This is a genomic window from Streptococcus tangpeifui, assembly GCF_011038795.1.
Classification (GTDB): Bacteria; Bacillota; Bacilli; order Lactobacillales; family Streptococcaceae; genus Streptococcus; species Streptococcus tangpeifui.
In genome coordinates, this window is sequence record NZ_JAAKDU010000004.1 from 104925 (window position 1) to 122947 (window position 18023).

Sequence of the window (18023 nt, forward strand, 5' to 3'; positions counted from 1 at the left end):
AGATCTATTAGCTGTAAAAAAATAAGAGTCAGAGCCATCAAAAATTGTTGCACTGACTCTTTATTTTTTTACAGTTATAGAAGAGATTTAATTCCATAATGGAATTTTTGGTTGGGTCTAATCTGACGTTCGAAGCCAAAGTGCTCTAAACTATTGTCGCGAAAATGGGCCTTAGCGATGATAGCGTGACGGGCTACTCGCTGGGCTTCCTGCATGAAGGACTCTGATAAGCCCCTAAAATCTGCTAGGGGAGCGAGACCTCTAAGGTTGCTTGACTCTGTAATCCTGTGTGAAAACATGGGGTCTGTATAGACAGTGTCTACACTCTTATTGGGCAGCTGTCTCATGTAAGCAAGAGCTTCCTGATTGAGTGTTTTTATTGAACGCATAGCCTTATCTATCTGTCCATTGCCAGTTTCAAATGTTTGTAAACCACGACTGATGATTAGATGGATCAGAGGATTGACTTCTAGCGCTGTGACCTGATGACCTGCTGCAGCCATCACGATGCTGTCGCTGGCTAAACCCATTGTCGTATCCAAGACAGTTTTAGAGTCAGATGGAAGCAAGTCTACAAGAGGATCGTGAGTTGCTTTGATTCTCAGCACGGCCGTATCGGGATGAAAGTAGAGCTGTTTGCCATCTGGATACGTCAAAATAAGTTTGTCTTGATAAACCACTAAAGCAGGGACCTCTCCCTGAGTGAGTCTCTTTAGTGATTGTTTTCGCCTTTCCAGATAGATCAGCGCATATTGTTGGGCCAAAGCTTGAGCCTCTTGAACCAGAAGGGGATTCTGCCCCAGACTAGTTGTGACAATGATTTTCATAACACTATTATAGCAAAAAAAGCGGGGTATAAGCCGCTGTTCATAGAAACGTGTGCACCTTGCTCCCGCTCTTTTTAGTCATTAATTGGTTCAGAACCGCCTTCAATAATAGCGCCGGTTTCAGCATTGATCGTGTAATCGTAGTCAAGACCAGCAGTTGAATCACTAAAATCTACTTCATAAACTGTCACGCCATCTTCTACTTCCTTATGAACAACCAGTCCTGAAACAGCTGATTCTTTTAACCCCGCATCTTTGAGGGCAATTGATTTTGCTTCGTCGGCAGAAATTAGTTGAGACGAAGTCGATGATGAGTCGGCAGTACTAGAATCTGATTTAGCAGCACCCGAAGGGGAGGTTACAGAGTTTTCCCGCATTTCTGTATCTTTTTCTAAAATATGACCGGACGAAGCATCAACAGTATAGTCATAATCTGCTTTATCAGTGTGAAATTCAATTTCATAGGTTGCCCGCCAATCGTCACGCTCTTTTTTTGTGCGCCTAAAAGTGACTTGATCAGCTGACACATTAGCATTTTTAAGAGCAATACGTCTGGCTTGCGCAGCTGAAATCTTATACCCCGATTGAAGGTAGGCAATGACGGCACCACCGACCAAAAGCAGACAAGCTAATAGGGAAAGGATGATAACTAATGGTTTACGTTTCATAAACAGACCTCTTTTTATTTTTATCGTTTTATATTCTTTGCAAATCCAAAGATAGACTAAGCCATCGATGTCGCTAACAGCTAGTAAGGTGGCTAGACGACCTTCCCATAGTAACTGTCCTTAGTTAGTGGGGGCTTTCCTCTTAACGTACCTGTCTGATTTTGACTCTCTTTGACTGTAACTAGAAGTTTTGGCTCATAACTCAGCTGTAAAAGGCAGCAACTCTATCTTATCATATTGACGGTTAAATACTCTTCCAATTGACTTTTGCCCTATTCTTTATAAAAAAGAGGTCGCTAAGACCTCATCATTGTGTCGATAGCTTTTCTAGTAGGCGCCGCGAATATAATCATGCACAGAGGACCAATAAAAATCTGATATTTTCTTAAGTTCATCTGCAGAAAAAGGTTTGGTGTCAGCAGCTTGAAGATTAGTATCAATTTGTTGAATGGATTTAAATCCGGGAATAACACTGGTAACGCCAGACTGCTGCAAAATCCATTTCAAGGCTGCATCAGCTAAGCTACCGCGACCATCAGCGATCCATTTAAGAGCATCAACAAGTTCAATAGCTTTATCAAAAGGTAAACCACCAAAAGTCTCACCGACATTGAATGCCGCCCCATCGCGATTAAAATTACGATGGTCATTTTCAGGGAAGTGGCTAGTTTTGCTATATTTACCAGTTAAAAGTCCACTAGCCAGAGGAACACGCGCCAAAATACCAACGTTCTTGTCTGCTGCATGCGCAATCATATTCGTCAAGGGCTTTTGACGCAGTATATTGAAAATCACCTGCAAACTGCTAGCTGATGTATGGTCCAGTACAAAATTCCCTTGATCATCTGTTTCAACACTGACACCATAATAACGGATTTTACCTTCTTTTTTCAAATCCTCTAGAACAGCGAAAACTCCCATGTTTTCCAGAACCTCAGTACTGGGACAATGTATTTGATAGAGATCAATGCTATCGGTTCCCAAATGGCGTAGGCTATCCTCACAATAGGCTTTAACCTTATCATAAGTATAGTTAGACAAGTCAGCAAAATTATCACGACGGCCGAACTTAGTTGCAACATAGATTGTTTCCGAACGTTCTTTTAAGAGACGTCCCAGTAAACGCTCACTACGGCCGCTCCCATAGACGTCAGCAGTGTCAAAAAAATTGACCCCAGAATCCACAGCATGATGGAGGGCTTTGAGGGATGTCTTTTCGTCAACATTACCCCAATCTCCTCCAAGAGCCCAAGTTCCTAGGCTAACTTCACTAATCTTCATATCAGTATTTCCAAGCTGATTGTATTTCATGATTACTTACCTCCCTAAATACTTATCATACTCAAACAATCAATATCGGATCGAGTGAGGTCAACAACAAATCAAGAACTCTTCAACGAGTATGAATACATTTTCACACTCATATTATAACATGGAGCTAGGGTAAAAGACTAGCAAGACCTATGTCTGTAGTATCAAGTTAGGCTTTTTATATAAAATTCTCGAGGTATTGAAGATTGGCCTACCGATAGATCCTATCAGTTTCAGAGATAGGTGATTTTGTAGATAAGATTTGTCAAGAGTAACTCAGCAAATTTTATCGGCGCTTCTGCGTGTGGGCTATTCCCCTGTCAGTCTTGTCGTTGGAATATTGGCGTAAGTATAGGAAATAAAGGGCAAATAATACTAAAATGACCAAATCAGAGATAAATTGCCAACCAAAAACCTGAATACGATTTCTAAAAAGACTGGTCAATAGCATCAGAAGGGCATCTCCCCAGAAAGCAAGGCCAGCTAAAGTAAGCGCTGAGTTTCTTTTGAAAAGATAGAAAATTGGACTCAAGATACCAGCTAACAAATGACTGAACCACACAATCACAAAGACAATAGGATAGTTAGTAAAGTAACCTTCAACGGCTGAGTTATAATGTTCTGTAAAATAGGTCTGATTGCGCGTCATTACCATGACAAAATCATAGCAACCTATCAGACTCAAGAAAAACATGAACACAGCAAAACTAAGGCCAAATCCAGTTAATTTTCTCATTTCCTTAACCCCATTTCTTCAAAAGCTTGGGTAAAAAAATCGCTATTCAACAAGGCCAAGCCTTGATTGATATCCCCTAAAACCATAAGACTGTCACCTTTTTGGATGTTAAACAGTTTTCTTGCTCGTGCAGGAATGACGATTTGCCCCTTTTCACCAACAGTCACTGTCCCAAAGATATACTTACCCTCTTTGACTTTTCCTGCAAAAGAAGAGACATCACCATTGACCAGCTCATCTAAGCTGATGTCAAAGATTTCTGCCAAACGGCTTGAAGAAACAATATCCGGTAAACTGTCACCCAATTCCCACTTACTGAGGGTTTGACGAGACACGCCCACTTTTTCAGCTAATTTTTCTTGAGAATAACCTGCCTTTTTCCTGAGCAGAACAATTGTTTCACCAATCATACTTTTCCTACCTCTTTTTTAAACCCATTATAGAGCCTTCTTATCCGACTTTCAAGCACGTTTTCTTGGCAAAACGAGAGGAGTTTTGTTAAAAATTCTAGCAAAAAAGCTTGGGACAAAAATCCTAAGCTTGATTTTTTTGTGCAGCACTAAATAATTGACGTAGTGGTTGGGAGCCCTTATCTTGGAGCATAGTTCCATCTTCAGATGCCCCTAAATGGTCCACTGAACTGTTTAACTACCCCTGCAAACGGATAGGCCAAACAGTCTGAGAGACCATTTGAAAAAACCAAAATCAACTGTGCAGAGGTGGAATAGAATTCCGCCAGTGGACTTTGGCAGTCTGGGAATAGACTGCCAAAGCCTGTCACCTAAAAATAGGAAAGTGGCAGAGGCCTGAACCTTAAAATAAGAAAGCGAGGAAAATCAATTTCTTCAAATGATTGATTTCTTATACGTAATCTTCAGAGATTACAATGCTTTGTGGGTGAGGGCTAAGCCATCATGGCTGTTTGTCCCACTCTCTTCTTTATCTTATTTTGCTTCTTCTTCGACTGGCCGAGATTTGCGGGCAATATCCGCTAAGATGTTTTCAACAAATTCATCCAAAGCTTCGGTATGGGTCTGCTTGCTGCCGTAGCGACGAACATTGACAGATTTGTCTGCCATTTCCTTGTCACCAACAATTAATTGATAAGGAACTTTTTGGGTTTGGCTTTGGCGAATTTTGTATTGCATCTTTTCATTGCGCTCGTCAACTTCAACCCGGATACCGCGGTCACGCAAAGCATGAGCAACTTCCCAAGCATAGTCTACATGAACATCATTAGAAACAGGAATAACGGTAACTTGTTGCGGTGCTAACCAGGTTGGGAAAGCGCCCTTATAAGTTTCAATCAGGATAGCTGTGAAGCGTTCCATAGTTGAGATGACTCCACGGTGAATCATGACTGGACGGTGTTCCTCACCATCGGCTCCGATATATTTAAGATCGAAGCGTTCAGGAAGCAGGAAGTCCAATTGGATGGTTGACAGGGTTTCTTCATTACCAAGGGCGGTCTTAACTTGGATATCCAATTTTGGACCGTAGAAGGCAGCTTCCCCTTCAGCTTCGAAATAATCCACGCCCATATCATCCATGGCACCCTTGAGCATGCGTTGCGCATTTTCCCACATTTCATCATCATCAAAGTACTTGTGAGTATCCTTAGGATCGCGGTAGGACAGACGGAAGCGATAATCAGACAGGTTGAAGTCTTCATAGACATCAATAATCAACTTAAGAATTTTCTTGAATTCTTCTTGAATTTGTTCAGGAGCGACGAAAGTATGACCATCGTTGAGAGTCATTTCCCGCACTCGCTGTAACCCAGTCAAGGCACCAGATTTTTCATAGCGGTGCATCATGCCAAGTTCAGCAATACGAATTGGCAGTTCTCGGTATGAGTGGACATGGTTCTTATAGACTTGGATATGGTGAGGACAGTTCATGGGACGCAAAACGAATTCTTCGCCATCCCCCATATCCATGGTTGGAAACATATCTTCACGATAGTGTTCCCAGTGACCAGACGTTTTGTAGAGATCTACTGAAGCAATTGGTGGAGTGTAAACGTGTTGGTAGCCATCAGCAATTTCCTTATCGACGATGTAACGTTCCAAAATCCGGCGGATGGTAGCTCCATTTGGTAGCCAGAAAGGCAGACCTTGACCAACTTCTTGAGAAATCATAAAGAGATCGAGTTCTTTACCAAGTTTACGGTGGTCACGTTCTTTAGCTTCTTCCAGACGCTTGAGGTAGGCTTTGAGATCCTTCTTATCAAACCAGGCAGTCCCATAAACCCGTTGCATCATAGCATTGTCACTGTTACCGCGCCAGTAGGCGCCAGCCACATTGAGCAAATGGAAAACTTGAATACGACCAGTTGATGGCACATGTGGGCCACGGCAAAGATCAACGTATTCCCCTTGACGATAGATGGTCAATCCGCCATCATCTTCAGAATGCTCTTCAATCAACTCCAGCTTGTAAGGGTCGTTTTTGAAAATCTCACGCGCCTCATCTTTTGTCACTTCTTCACGGATGGATGGGAAGTTTTCTTTGACAATCTTCTTCATTTCTTCTTCGATACGTGGAAGGTCTTCGTTCGAAATTTGACCAGCTTCGTTATCGGTATCGTAGTAGAAACCATCTTGAATGGCAGGGCCGACCCCCAGATGGATATCTGGGAAAAGACGGCGAGCTGCTTGGGCGAAGAGATGGGCAGCTGAGTGACGCAGGATCCCCAAAGCATCTTCGTGGTCGGGGGTAACAATTTCTAGACTGCCATCTTGGGTAATTGCACGTGTCGTATCAATCAGTTTATCGTTGAGTTTACCAGCTAAAGCTTTTTTAGCCAAAGAATTTGAAATTGATTGCGCAATTTCAAAGGTTGTAATGCCAGATTCGTACTCACGAACGGCACCGTCAGGGAATGTAATTTTAATCATAATTTTCTCCTTTATTTCTCTTTTTAATGTCTTTTGGCTTTACCAAATTACTTTAAGTAAATTTCACATAAGCAAAGTTATCACCTTGAATAGATTCAAAGTTTTCCTTGTGCCATTTGGTACCTACCATAGCCTTGTTAACATGAAGAGTAGATTTACTTTCCTTGGTCTCAATCGTTAATTGATAGCCCATTAGTAGTTTTTTCTTAAAGTCACATCGTTCCATATCTGCTACTTCAATAACTTCTAAAACTTCTTCAGGTTTCCCCATTGCAGAAACACCTATCACTATAATTCTATCACTTGAAAAAATAAGTAAGAAATAAGCATTTGTACTACTTCTGCCTATTCTTTTTGTAGCCCAGATAACTTTGCTATCTTCCGAATAAATTTCCTTTTCTTTTAAAAACTCAATCACTTCTTCATATTTTAAAAACATACTCTTCTCCCTTTCCAAGATATTTATAAAAAGCTTGCTGCTCTTATTAGGCTCACCTTCTTCACTCCATTTTATTTTGCAGATTTAAGTGCTTCTCCTTATCAATAAGAAGGTTTCCATCTCTGCTAGGTATTCATCGAGACGTTGAGACAGCTCTAAGAGCCACCAAATCGTCTCTGCTAGCTTTTGCTCGAGTTGATAGAGTTTCATCATAGTAACCACCTTGTTTGGTCATCACTAAACGATTTAAATTGACAATATCATTTCCAAGCGCTAGCAATTCCTCTGCGATAGACCAAGCCTAGCCATGGTGCTTTTCTCCCAGCTGATGGTAGGCCTTTCGAATGGCGACACTTCTACTAATCCAATCGTCTGAACACATTTGCTGACTCCTTTTAAACCTCATTATAAAAAGCTCGACTGTCTGGCACTTACAAAAAAAGCGCCGCCCTAAAAAGGACGTCGCAACGTGGTTCCACCTCAATTTATCTACAGCAAAAAGCAAATGATTGCTGCAGACCTCCAGTGGTGATAAGGGAACCACCCTTTTATGTTTGCATAAAATCGAGGAAGGAGTATTCCTTGATAGGTCTGCGCTTTTTCACCAACCAAGCACTCGCTAGAAGACCAAACACAAGAAACTTGTCTTCGTTACATATTATAGCAGGAATTGATTTATTTTCAAGATAAGTAATGCATTTATTAACACTAAAATATGAATGAAAAGTTTAACCCAAAAAATCCCTAATGGATTTCACCATCCTGACGGGAGCTTTAACGACTTTACGAGAGGTTTTAACAGTGGTCCGGACGGCTTTTTGGGGCAGGCGGACTGCCGATTTAACGAGACGAACAGAGCGGTCTGTTGGGCTGCCTTCAACCGTCAGTGAGAACTTTTCCGCTTTTCTGGTCGAGTAAGAAATCAAAATATCCAAATAAAACTCATAGACTGCTTGACCGAAAGTCTCAGCAGAAACTTCATGCCGCTTTCTTTCCAGCTGTTCTTGGGTGAGGTCGGGTGTCAGGGCAATAGCATCTAAAATGGTATCAGCTAAGTCTTTCTCATTGTAAAAAAGGCTGCCAAACATTCGATTGGTAATCAAGTCATCTAGATAAGGATTACCGTGAGCGATGATGGGGGTCCCCATAGCTAGACTTTCGATATAAGTCAGTCCCTGAGTCTCACTAGTCGAAGCAGAAACAAAGAAATCTGCTGCCTTGTAATAGACCGAAATCTGGTCGTGGGGTACCATACCAGTAAAGATAACAGCAGAACCCAATTGTAATTGCTCTGCTTGTTTCTTGAGATCGTCCAAATAAGGACCATCACCGACAATCACTAATTTGACACGATCATTTTCCTGCAAAACTTGAGGTAAAGCAGCCAATACCGCTTGGATATTCTTTTCCGAAGAAATCCGAGACAGGCTGAGCAGCATGGTTTGATCAGGCTCAAGGCCTACTTTAACACGCAGGGCAGCTACATCATCATCGGTCACCTGGTCACAGACAAAATCCTCTAAGGGAATACCTGTCGGGATTACTCGTTTAGGAATTTTAACGCCATAGCCATCCAAGAGATTTAGGGCAATCCGGCTGGGGCAGATAACCCCATCTAAGTCTTTGAGGTAACCTCGCATGATATATTTAACCATATTAGGTCGAATCAACTTGCCTTTAGCAATGTAATCCACATAATCCTCATACTGGGTATGATAGGTATGGACAACAGGAATGTGGAGAGCAGCTCCCACCCATTTTCCCAAGAGACCCAGACTGAATTCGGTCTGGGTATGGATAATATCTAGTTGGTATTCTTTGGCAATCTTATAAGCCGTAATAACTCCGCGATAAACAACCCGACGATCGGTAAAAGAAACAAAAGGTACGCTAGGCAGACGGATAATAGTGGGATCTTCAAAACGTTTGACTCCCTTATCTGTTCCCGTAAAAATATAAACTTCGTGACCTTTTTTCTCTAGCTGATCCTTTAAAGTCTTGATACTGGTGGCCACGCCAGACACTTGCGGATAGTAAGTATCTGTAAATAATCCAATTCTCATCTTACAACTCCATAACCTTCTGATAGACGGCTGCTAACTGTTTAGAAACATTTTCAAGCGAGCGTGTTGTGGCCACTTGATAGCCAGCATCCCGCTTGTCAATTTCTTTATTGATCGTGCGATAAAGACTGGTTATAAATTCATCGTTATTGTGACAAAGCTCAGCTGAGCTTTCATCGATCCAGCCTTTATAGACAGGAATATCCCGTAGGACAACAGACTGATGGCTGGCTAATGCCTCTAAAACCACAATGCCTTCTGTTTCCTCATAGGACGGAAAGAAGAAGGCATCTGCCCCGCTCATAGCTCCTTCAAAAATATCTCCCTTAAAGTAGCCAGGAAAGAGAACGTTAGCGGGATGGTCCTTTTCAACCACCTTGCGGATATCGGCTGGAATCACCAGTTCATTAATTTTACCGAACCAGATGAAACGAACCTCTGGCATTTTTTCTGCTACCTTAACAAAATCAAAGATACCTTTGCGTTTAAAATAGAGACCTGCTGAGATCACTACCTTTTGTCCCTCTTTAATTTCAAAGTAATCACGAAAAGCTTTTTCTTTAGCAGAACTAGGCTGGTACTTGGGCAAATCAATACCGTTAGAAATTGCTGAAATCGGGGTAGTAACCCCATAATTTTGAATTAATGACTTGGAGTACTCGGAAGGGGTAATGATGTAGTCAGCTGCCTGATAAATCTTCTTGAGATAGGTTTTAAAGACTGGAGCAACTAAATTTGATCCGATAAAAGAATTACGAAAATCCTCCATGGTAGAATGCCCATGGACGATAACCTTCTTTCCCTGCTTTTTAGCAGAATTGAGCAGAGCTAAGCTCTTGGGACCGTAGGTATTAATATGGACAATATCATAATCATCCTCCTTGGAGTCGGTCGTATAAGGAATACCGGCCATTTCTAAAGCCTTCTGCTGGTGCTTGATGGCCCGACCAATCCCCGATTTCCCAATAAGATGTTCACCTTCCAAATAGAGTAATACTTTCATAATCTCTATTATAGCCTATTTCGATATAAAATTCATGACTTACCAAAAAGGAATGGAGAGCAATCCAAAAATTAGACATTTTGGTTCCTATTCCACCCCCGAACAGCTCAAAAAGTCCAGGAGACCCTTTAAGGTTGAAAATAAGAGTCTGGGCCTTTGTCCCAGACTCGTTAGCTTAGCATTATTCTAGATTTACTAGATGGCACTGTGGTCGATTGATGGCTCTTTGGGGCGCATTCTTATTTTCAGGCGCCCCTTAAACAGTCTGCTGAACTGTTTAACTACCACACAAGACATAGGTCAAACAGTCTGCGAGACAGTTTGAGAAAACCATATCAACTGTGCGGAGGTGGGATTGAAATGCTCCGGTTGGCTTTGGCAGTCTGGGGATAGACTGCTAAAGCCTACTACCTAAAAATAAGAAAGTGGCAGAGACCTGAGCCTTAAAATAGGAGAGCGAGGAAAATCAAATCGTGATTTTATCACGATTTACTGATTGAGTCCCACTCTCCTTTTGCTATTAGCCTATTTTCTACTGGATGACAGCTTGATTAACCCAAACCGAGACAGACTGAGCTTGAACTGGAAAATCGGCCCAACCATCCTGACCAATTTCAACACTGTCTGGGCAATTCCCCATAATATCCACAAAAATTTTACCAGCATTAAGCCTGCCCATATCCATCCGCTTTGAATTGGCATCCTTGTTAGAGATAACAATAGCTGAGCCATCGGGATAATCCTTATTTCCTTGATTGACCCAACCGATACAGTTAGGGGCATCGAAGTAATCAATTTGCTCCCCATAAACATGATTTTTACGAACATAGAGGAGACTGTCCAATTCCTGCTGAAAATCCTGCTGGGCAAAGTCGCCAGTAATACCGTAGTAATCGCCATAGAAGACACAAGGCAGTCCTTGTTGCCGCAGGAGAATCAAGGCGTAGGCTGCTGGCTTGAACCATTCTTCTACACAAGACTCTAGAGCTTGACCTCTTTGGGAATCGTGATTATCTACAAAGGTGACGGCAAAGGTTTCTGCATTCTGCATGAGACTGCCTTCTAAAATTTGACTGAGATCATAATTTTCCTTCCGCTGACTAGCCTCAAAGAGGTTCATGTGCAGAACCACATCAACCAGGTCAAAAACTCCTTGTGTTTCTGCTATGTAGTCTAAATTGGCTTGGGCGTCTGTCTTCCAATATTCCGCAAAGGCATAGAGATCTGGCTTGATTTCTTCTTTGATATCATTTATGAAGTCCATCATAAAGCTGGCCTTGATGTGTTTGACTGCATCCAGACGAAGGCCTGATACCCCCGTTGTCTCTAGGAACCACTGGATCCAAGTCTTAAGGTGATCAATGACCTCTGGATGTTCAAAATCAATATCATCAAACATGAGATAATCATAGTTTCCATTCTCATTGTCTACCTGATTGGTGTCAGCCCAGCCCTTATTAATACCTTGAATCATGTAGATGCCTCGTTGGTCGTTAAGAGCATCATAGTCTACACCTGTAAAATGATACCAATGCCACTTAAAATCGCTGTAGGTATCTTTGCGACCTGGAAAATCAAATGCGGTCCAAGCTTCAATTTCAAAAATATCCGAGACCAGTTCCATACGATTTTCAGGATTAACCTGAATAACCTTGAAACGTTCTTTTCTATCTCCACCAGCCTTGTGGTTGAGAACAATATCAGCTATGGTTCGAATATCTAATTTCTCTAAAGTCTGGATTGCCTTGAGGTAATCTTCCTTTGTGCCATATTTCGTTGCGACTGTTCCCTTTTGGTCAAATTCTCCTAAATCATAGAGATCATAAACTCCATAACCAACATCTTCTGAACTTGTCCCTTTAAAGGCAGGTGGTAACCAAACCATACTAATCCCCAAATCTTTAAGATGTTGGGCATCCTCTGCCAAGCGCTGCCAGTGTTTTCCATCTGCTGGCAGGTACCACTCAAAATATTGCATTAAAGTACCATTCATCTTTTTGCTCCCATTAGTTTAACGATTTCGGCCACTTTACTTCTACTTCTACGACCCATTAAAATTTTTTAAAATTGAACACGCCTACGACTCTGTGGAAAAAGATAAAGGCTCCTAGATGCCTACTGCATCTGCGTCAACTTTCCTATTTTCCTTTGAGTCGCTTAACGGCTTTGTATCTTGTATTACTGTCTTTTAGTTTAGCACACTCAGACATCTGCTTAAATAAAAAAACTAGGTATGGTTCGAAAGGGCCCGCCTAAGCAGACCCTTTATTGATGCTATTAAACGAGCTGAGCTATAGCTACGTGGTTAGGCAGACTTATCTCCCTATGATATCAAACTCCGCGAGCCGATTATGGACTTATTTACTTGATGCACGTTTGCTGATGCTGTGGTTGAGGACGATGTCGTGTTCGTCTAATTCTTCCTTGTTCATAATCTTGGTCAGCATCCGCATACTGACAGCACCTAAATCATAAATCGGTTGATTAATTGAGGTCAGATTAGGCCGAGTATATTTGACAATTGGGGAATCATTGCCCGTAATGATTTCGAAGTCATCAGGCACCGTTTGACCAGCCTCAAAGAGACCGTTCAATAGGCCGGCAGCCAGTTCATCTTCTCCAACATAGGCCGCTGAAGCTCCTGAATTGAGCACTCGCTTTGCCAAAGCGAGGCCTTCCTCATAAGAGTAGTTAGCTTCAAAAACTAGGCTTTCTTGGAACTTAAGTCCAGCATTTTTAAGGCCGGTCTTATAACCCGCTAAACGAACCTTTCCATTAATATCATCAATTAGAGGCCCCGAGACAAAGGCAATCTCTTTGTGGCGTTTGGCCAAATCTGAAACAGCATCCTTGGCCGCTTGTTCTTCATCAATATTAACACTTGGGAACTGGTGATCGAGGTCAACAGTCCCAGCCAAAACAACTGGTGTACGAGAGCGGGAAAATTCCAGACGAACCTTATCAGTCAAATGATGTCCCATAAAAATAATCCCGTCGACCTGCTTAGCAAAGAGGGTGTTAATGACATTGACCTCATTATCATCATCTTCATCGCTGGAAGCAAGGACGATATTGTATTTATACATAGAGGCGATATCATCAATACCCTTGGCCAAAATAGAAAAATAACTATTGGCAATATTGGGAATAACAACCCCAACTGTGGTGGTCTTTTTGCTAGCGAGGCCACGGGCAACCGCATTAGGACGGTAATCCAGACGGTCAATCACTTCAAGAACTTTTTTACGAGTATTTTCTTTAACATTTTTGTTCCCATTGACAACTCGACTGACAGTCGCCATGGAAACACCGGCTTCACGCGCTACATCGTAAATGGTAATGGTATCATCAGTATTCATGTGAGCTCTCCCTCTTTATCAGATTAATCAGCTCTGCGCTGCCTCAAAAATCAAGGAAACAGCTACAGATTTACATGAAAATTACGCTTTCACGATTATATTATCACATATTGTAAACACTTTCAATAATTATGGAGTATTTTTTTGAAATTTTTGTATGCCCTTTCAAATTTTAGACAGACGGGCTCGGAAAATTTCTAACGATACCCAATTCGTTTTAAGAATTTACCTTTGTGTTTTAATGAGTTCGGACACAAGAGAGCCAGCCGATCTTTTTAGATTGGAAATTGAGTTGACCCAGCCAGTCTTTGAATTTACTGCGGGGTTTTATTGTTGTTAATATTACTGAGGTAAAACAAGCGTTTTAGGCTCACTTTGGTTTCTTCACATCAATGAGCTATACAATACTAATTTTTGATTTGAACGGAGTATTAAAAATAAAAAAAGTGGACAAAACCACTTTTTAATGATGAACAATCAATTGAACGCATCTGGTTGATAAGCTTATCAGGATAAACATTCTTCGACAACATTGGGAAAATCCTTTAGATGTACAGACAACACCATAACTTACTTGAATCTCCGATCTAATCCGTTTCCCTACTCAGATGATTTTCTAATTAATTAACGATTTTTTCTTAAGGTAAGCGATTTTTATTTTACAGCTGATAAGCTGTTAATAGTGCAACCAGCAGCAACCGAAGTAAGTACAAAGGCTAGTTTCTTCATTACCAGCGTCTTTTAGTTATGCGGCCTACTTACATCCTAATCTAAATGCTTGAGAACGGCTTCCATCTTGGAAATGGCCTCAACAGGCAGGGCGGTGTGGGGATATTTTTGATTAAAGGAAAGCAAGAAATCTTGTCTGACTTGCATTCTTTCACGAATTAACTGCTTATAATGATGGTCGAACGGCGGAACAGGGTAGTTCTCCAACTCAAGGTAGTTGATACCGTTCAGAGAACCGAAAGGTTTGAAAGTCCCTTGCCCATCAACGATGGACTCAATAATACCCAGAGAAACCTCCTTAGGAATGGGCTTGCCCATATAGAGACCGGTGTTGATAATATAGCAGTCGACACCTGATTCAAATAAAGAGCAGAATTTTTTAAAATCTTCAACCAAGGGGTAAACGCGGAAAGGATTGGCAAATGGTTCAATAATCAGATCCTTTTGCTCACCTGAGAGATTTTCTGCGTTAGAGCGCTTAGTCATTAGGGTACAGCCCATGGTGGTAGCCAAAACAGGGTCGTCAATCTTGAGAATAGGAGGAAGACTGTCATCCTTCATAATCCAAAAGATTGCCTTGATAGGCTCATTGATACGGTCAACACGATTTGGTGTAGAATAGCGGGATTTGACTGTTCGACCATTACCATTGCGAATATCTTCGGTCACTAATTTTTTGCGTCCGTTGGCATCCAGAGTTACACCGCAGTTTTGTACAGTCACAAAATAATCTTGTTCCCGATGACCAGTCGGATAATCATTGGTCTTGTCAAAATAGGAGGGCTCTAAGGCAATGGAGGAACCGTCCTTGGTTGAAATGATAAAGGCATCATCATGCAAGACCTGGATATCATACTTGCCATTATGTTTAGCATGGGTCAAGGTTGACTTTCCTGATCCCGACAGGCCAAAGAATGAAGCGACATAGTCGTGTTCAGACTTGCCAGCCTTATCACGAAATATTTTTAAACCGCCGTGACAGGCAACATACCCATTGCGGGCAGCGGTACTCCAAGCAAGAGTCAGGGTAGCCTTTTTAAGCTCACCAAAATAACGCAAGCCTAAAATCATGGCACAATTATGAAGCACATCGAAATAAACTAGGCCTTCCGGATAATCAGGATGAGACCAATCTGGATCAAAGAAGATGAAGATATCATTTTCATTATATTGTTTAGAATCTGCTAAACGATTTTTAAAGGTTTCGTCCAAAATTTGGAAGTTGAGTAGCCAAGAATAGAGGTTGGGACTTTCATCCTCAGGAACCATAAGGTGGGCACGCACCATGAAGTCTTCATTTAGGCCGACAACTGCTGACGAACGGTAGAAAGTCCTCCGCCTAGTCTGTAAAACAGCATCTCGTACAAGAGGAAGAAGCTTCTGATCCTCAGCTGGATTTCTACCATAAATCCGTCTAGCCCTAGCTGTCCGACCGACTACTGCGCCTGAATTGGTTAAAAGCACACGGGCATAGGAAGGCAGGCCCAATTCCTTGGTGTGAATAACCGGCATGTCCAAAATGATTGTCCCAGCTGCTGATGAGGCCAGTTGATAGGCCTCTTCTAAACTTTTTATTGACTTAACATGATTTTCATAAAAAGCTGTTTCAATAACGGTTTTTAAAGGAGAGAAATAGGGACTCTTTGCCCGCATTTCCTCATCAGCAAATTCTCGACGTGTTACCATACGTGTTCCTCCTGTTACTTCTAAGTATTTTTAGCAGACTGGGGAGCGGGGGGCATCCTCAAAATTAAAAATTTGGGTTCTCGCCACGTCCTAGTTTTAAAGTGGTGACCTGAGACGGTCCCTCCCCAGACTATTTTTGACACTTGCTTTGCAAGCTTCATTTCCCGATGAAAAAGGTATCCAGACCTTTTGAGGCTGAAAATAAGATGACTACTATTCATCATATTCGTTTAGGTTTTCTGTTTTAGCCTTGTGGCAAAAGGAAAACAGTCAGCAGTGGTTCATTAAGGGTGGGGGAAAAATATTCTAGCCTTCTATTTTGCAGTAATAATAGTCGCAGTGGTTGGAAGCCCTTATCTTGGGGTGCAGTCCCATTTTCAGGCATCCTCTTAAACAGTCCACTGGACTGTTTAACGACTCCGCAATTGTTAGCGGCCACCCTAATAACTGTGCGGAGGTGGGACGACGAAGTCATTTATATAAAAATTAACTTCTGTCCCACTCTCAAATGAACTATGCAGGGGCAAGACTTCTTGGCCTAGCCAACTAGTCTTACTCCCAGCCACTGCGCCAAGTTTATCCCAAAACAAGAATGCTGAACGAGTTTTGCCCGGCCTCTCGGCTGACAGTCATTTTTAAACGTTTTTGAAAACGTTTGCTTAGATTCATTTTAGCACAAATCTGCGCAAAAAACTGGCAGAAATTTTCTAGCTGGGGGAAAATTTTAGTAAGCCCTTGCAATTTAGAGGATTTTTTGAAAGAATAAAAGCAAGAATTTATGCAGAAAAAGAGGTTTTGACATGTCAAAAATCAATCAAATCCGTAATTATATTGCTCAGCACCAATCACGTTTAGCCATTATTTCTGATCCTGTTACCATCAATTATCTGACTGGTTTCGACTGTGATCCCCATGAGCGTCAGCTCTTTCTCTTTGTTTACAGCGACAATGAGCCTATCCTCTTCGTTCCTGAACTAGAGGCCGCTCGGGCTCGTCAGGTCGTCAGCTTCGAGGTCATCGGCTATCAGGATGCTGAAAATCCTTGGCAAAAGATTCGTCTCAGCCTGCCAAGAATTGACTCTAAGTTTATCTTTGTAGAATTTGATCATCTCAATGTGACTAAATTTAACGGTTTACAGTCCGTTTTCTTGGGACGCTTTGAAAATCTCACGCCCTATGTCCAAGAAATGCGTTTGATTAAATCAACCGATGAAATTAATAAGATGCTGGTTGCTGGGGTTTATGCTGACTATGCCGTCAAGGTTGGTTTTGACAATATCCGAGCGGGTCGGACCGAAATGGACTTGGTGGCACAAATTGAATTTGAACTCAAGAAAAAAGGTATCAGTCAGATGAGTTTTGATACCCTAGTCTTGACTGGAAATAACGCAGCCAATCCTCACGGTATTCCTGGCAAAAATCCAATAGAAAATAATGCCCTTCTCCTCTTTGACCTAGGTGTTGTCTGCGAAGGTTATACTTCTGATATGACAAGAACCGTTGCTGTCGGGCGGCCTGATCAGTTCAAAGAGGATATCTACAAGCTCTGTCTGGAAGCTCAATTAACCGCCCAAGACTTTATCAAACCGGGTGTTACTGCCAGCGAAGTCGATGCTGCTGCCCGCAAGGTTATCGAAAAGGCTGGTTATGGAGAATACTTCAATCACCGCCTTGGCCACGGGCTAGGTATGGATGTGCATGAATATCCTTCTATCATGGCTGGCAATGATTTAGTTATCCAAGAAGGCATGTGCTTCTCAGTTGAACCAGGTATCTACATTCCTGGTAAGGTCGGCGTCCGGATTGAGGATTGCGGCTATATTACGAAGAAGGGGTTCAATCCTCTCACTCAGACTCCGAAAAAATTACAATATTTTGAGCTCTAATTTTTAAATTAGCGGCAGGAAAAGGGAGTGGGATCACCCAAAAAATTGGAAATTTTGATTCTTACCACGTCCTGATTTTTAAGTGGTGACCTGAGACGCTCTCTTCCCAGACCGTTTTTGACACTTGCTTTGCAAGCTTCATTTCCCTATTAAAAGGTCTCTTATACCTTTTTAACCCACCCTCCGCGTAGCTGGCTAGGTTTTCTGCTTTAGCCTTATAGCAAAAGGAAGGCCAGCCAGCAGTGGTTCATTAAGGTTGGGAAAAAGTATTCTAGCATTCTATTTTTTGCAGTAATCACAGTTTGATGCAGTGGTTGATTGGAGGTCCTTATCTTGGGGTGCCGTCCCATTTTCAGGCATCCCCTTAAACAGTCCACTGGACTGTTTAACTACTCCGCAATTATTAGCAGCCATCT

Annotated in this window: 13 protein-coding genes and 1 pseudogene; 1 reads left to right on the forward strand and 13 read right to left on the reverse strand. The window is 41.9% G+C overall.

Features of this window, described 5'->3' with window-relative positions:
• Nucleotides 1-74: 74 nt before the first annotated feature.
• The 13 genes and pseudogenes from G7Y32_RS05155 to G7Y32_RS05215 all read right to left on the reverse strand — a co-directional run bounded on the left by G7Y32_RS05155 (nucleotide 75) and on the right by G7Y32_RS05215 (nucleotide 15721).
• Nucleotides 75-827, reverse strand: coding sequence for a class I SAM-dependent methyltransferase (locus G7Y32_RS05155; RefSeq protein ID WP_165211591.1), 753 nt, complete (start codon nucleotides 825-827; stop codon nucleotides 75-77).
• Nucleotides 828-901: 74 nt separating this feature from the next.
• Entirely contained in the window at nucleotides 902-1495 is a 594-nt protein-coding gene (locus tag G7Y32_RS05160; RefSeq protein ID WP_165211594.1) for a PepSY domain-containing protein, read from the reverse strand.
• 327 nt (nucleotides 1496-1822) lie between these two features.
• On the reverse strand, nucleotides 1823-2806 hold the full coding sequence (locus G7Y32_RS05165; protein WP_165211597.1) for an aldo/keto reductase: 984 nt from the start codon (nucleotides 2804-2806) through the stop codon (nucleotides 1823-1825).
• A 286-nt stretch (nucleotides 2807-3092) separates the two neighbouring features.
• Nucleotides 3093-3542: a hypothetical protein gene (locus tag G7Y32_RS05170; RefSeq protein ID WP_165211600.1), complete on the reverse strand. Its 450-nt coding sequence runs from the start codon at nucleotides 3540-3542 to the stop codon at nucleotides 3093-3095.
• The gene (locus G7Y32_RS05175) at nucleotides 3539-3952 is read right to left on the reverse strand and encodes a helix-turn-helix domain-containing protein (RefSeq protein WP_165211603.1); all 414 of its coding nucleotides are present in this window, start codon (nucleotides 3950-3952) and stop codon (nucleotides 3539-3541) included. The genes G7Y32_RS05170 and G7Y32_RS05175 overlap by 4 nt, the downstream gene beginning before the upstream one ends.
• Nucleotides 3953-4486: 534 nt before the next feature.
• Nucleotides 4487-6442, reverse strand: a complete 1956-nt coding sequence (gene thrS, locus G7Y32_RS05180) for a threonine--tRNA ligase (RefSeq protein ID WP_165211606.1) — start codon at nucleotides 6440-6442, stop codon at nucleotides 4487-4489.
• Nucleotides 6443-6494: 52 nt separating this feature from the next.
• A complete protein-coding gene (locus tag G7Y32_RS05185) occupies nucleotides 6495-6881 on the reverse strand; it encodes a hypothetical protein (RefSeq protein ID WP_165211609.1) in 387 nt (128 codons plus the stop codon).
• A 61-nt stretch (nucleotides 6882-6942) separates the two neighbouring features.
• A pseudogene (locus tag G7Y32_RS05190) lies at nucleotides 6943-7263 on the reverse strand (nucleoside triphosphate pyrophosphohydrolase family protein).
• A 346-nt stretch (nucleotides 7264-7609) separates the two neighbouring features.
• Nucleotides 7610-8944 (reverse strand): glycosyltransferase family 4 protein, encoded by a 1335-nt coding sequence (locus G7Y32_RS05195; RefSeq protein ID WP_165211612.1) that lies wholly within the window; start codon nucleotides 8942-8944, stop codon nucleotides 7610-7612.
• Between the two features lies 1 nt (nucleotide 8945).
• Entirely contained in the window at nucleotides 8946-9947 is a 1002-nt protein-coding gene (locus tag G7Y32_RS05200; protein ID WP_165211615.1) for an LTA glycolipid anchor biosynthesis glycosyltransferase, IagA/BgsA family, read from the reverse strand.
• 532 nt (nucleotides 9948-10479) lie between these two features.
• The gene (locus G7Y32_RS05205; protein ID WP_165211618.1) at nucleotides 10480-11940 is read right to left on the reverse strand and encodes an alpha-amylase; all 1461 of its coding nucleotides are present in this window, start codon (nucleotides 11938-11940) and stop codon (nucleotides 10480-10482) included.
• Nucleotides 11941-12304: 364 nt separating this feature from the next.
• Nucleotides 12305-13306 (reverse strand): catabolite control protein A, encoded by a 1002-nt coding sequence (ccpA, locus tag G7Y32_RS05210; RefSeq protein ID WP_165211621.1) that lies wholly within the window; start codon nucleotides 13304-13306, stop codon nucleotides 12305-12307.
• Between the two features lie 765 nt (nucleotides 13307-14071).
• Nucleotides 14072-15721 carry a phosphoenolpyruvate carboxykinase (ATP) gene (locus G7Y32_RS05215; RefSeq protein WP_165211624.1) on the reverse strand — a complete coding sequence of 550 codons (1650 nt, stop codon included), beginning with the start codon at nucleotides 15719-15721 and terminating at the stop codon, nucleotides 14072-14074.
• 800 nt (nucleotides 15722-16521) lie between these two features.
• Between G7Y32_RS05215 and G7Y32_RS05220 the strand changes: the two genes are divergently transcribed.
• Nucleotides 16522-17607: a M24 family metallopeptidase gene (locus G7Y32_RS05220; RefSeq protein WP_165211627.1), complete on the forward strand. Its 1086-nt coding sequence runs from the start codon at nucleotides 16522-16524 to the stop codon at nucleotides 17605-17607.
• The last annotated feature ends 416 nt before the right edge of the window (nucleotides 17608-18023 follow it).

What these genes read in the sequence shown, in the direction of transcription:
- G7Y32_RS05205 (WP_165211618.1), bottom strand. Translation starts at nt 11,940, where the DNA reads ATGAATGGTACTTTAATGCAATATTTTGAGTGGTACCTGCCAGCAGAT.
- G7Y32_RS05220 (WP_165211627.1), top strand. Translation starts at nt 16,522, where the DNA reads ATGTCAAAAATCAATCAAATCCGTAATTATATTGCTCAGCACCAATCA.
- thrS (WP_165211606.1), bottom strand. Translation starts at nt 6,442, where the DNA reads ATGATTAAAATTACATTCCCTGACGGTGCCGTTCGTGAGTACGAATCT.
- G7Y32_RS05155 (WP_165211591.1), bottom strand. Translation starts at nt 827, where the DNA reads ATGAAAATCATTGTCACAACTAGTCTGGGGCAGAATCCCCTTCTGGTT.
- G7Y32_RS05175 (WP_165211603.1), bottom strand. Translation starts at nt 3,952, where the DNA reads ATGATTGGTGAAACAATTGTTCTGCTCAGGAAAAAGGCAGGTTATTCT.
- G7Y32_RS05200 (WP_165211615.1), bottom strand. Translation starts at nt 9,947, where the DNA reads ATGAAAGTATTACTCTATTTGGAAGGTGAACATCTTATTGGGAAATCG.
- G7Y32_RS05195 (WP_165211612.1), bottom strand. Translation starts at nt 8,944, where the DNA reads ATGAGAATTGGATTATTTACAGATACTTACTATCCGCAAGTGTCTGGC.
- G7Y32_RS05215 (WP_165211624.1), bottom strand. Translation starts at nt 15,721, where the DNA reads ATGGTAACACGTCGAGAATTTGCTGATGAGGAAATGCGGGCAAAGAGT.
- G7Y32_RS05160 (WP_165211594.1), bottom strand. Translation starts at nt 1,495, where the DNA reads ATGAAACGTAAACCATTAGTTATCATCCTTTCCCTATTAGCTTGTCTG.
- G7Y32_RS05170 (WP_165211600.1), bottom strand. Translation starts at nt 3,542, where the DNA reads ATGAGAAAATTAACTGGATTTGGCCTTAGTTTTGCTGTGTTCATGTTT.
- G7Y32_RS05185 (WP_165211609.1), bottom strand. Translation starts at nt 6,881, where the DNA reads ATGTTTTTAAAATATGAAGAAGTGATTGAGTTTTTAAAAGAAAAGGAA.
- G7Y32_RS05165 (WP_165211597.1), bottom strand. Translation starts at nt 2,806, where the DNA reads ATGAAATACAATCAGCTTGGAAATACTGATATGAAGATTAGTGAAGTT.
- ccpA (WP_165211621.1), bottom strand. Translation starts at nt 13,306, where the DNA reads ATGAATACTGATGATACCATTACCATTTACGATGTAGCGCGTGAAGCC.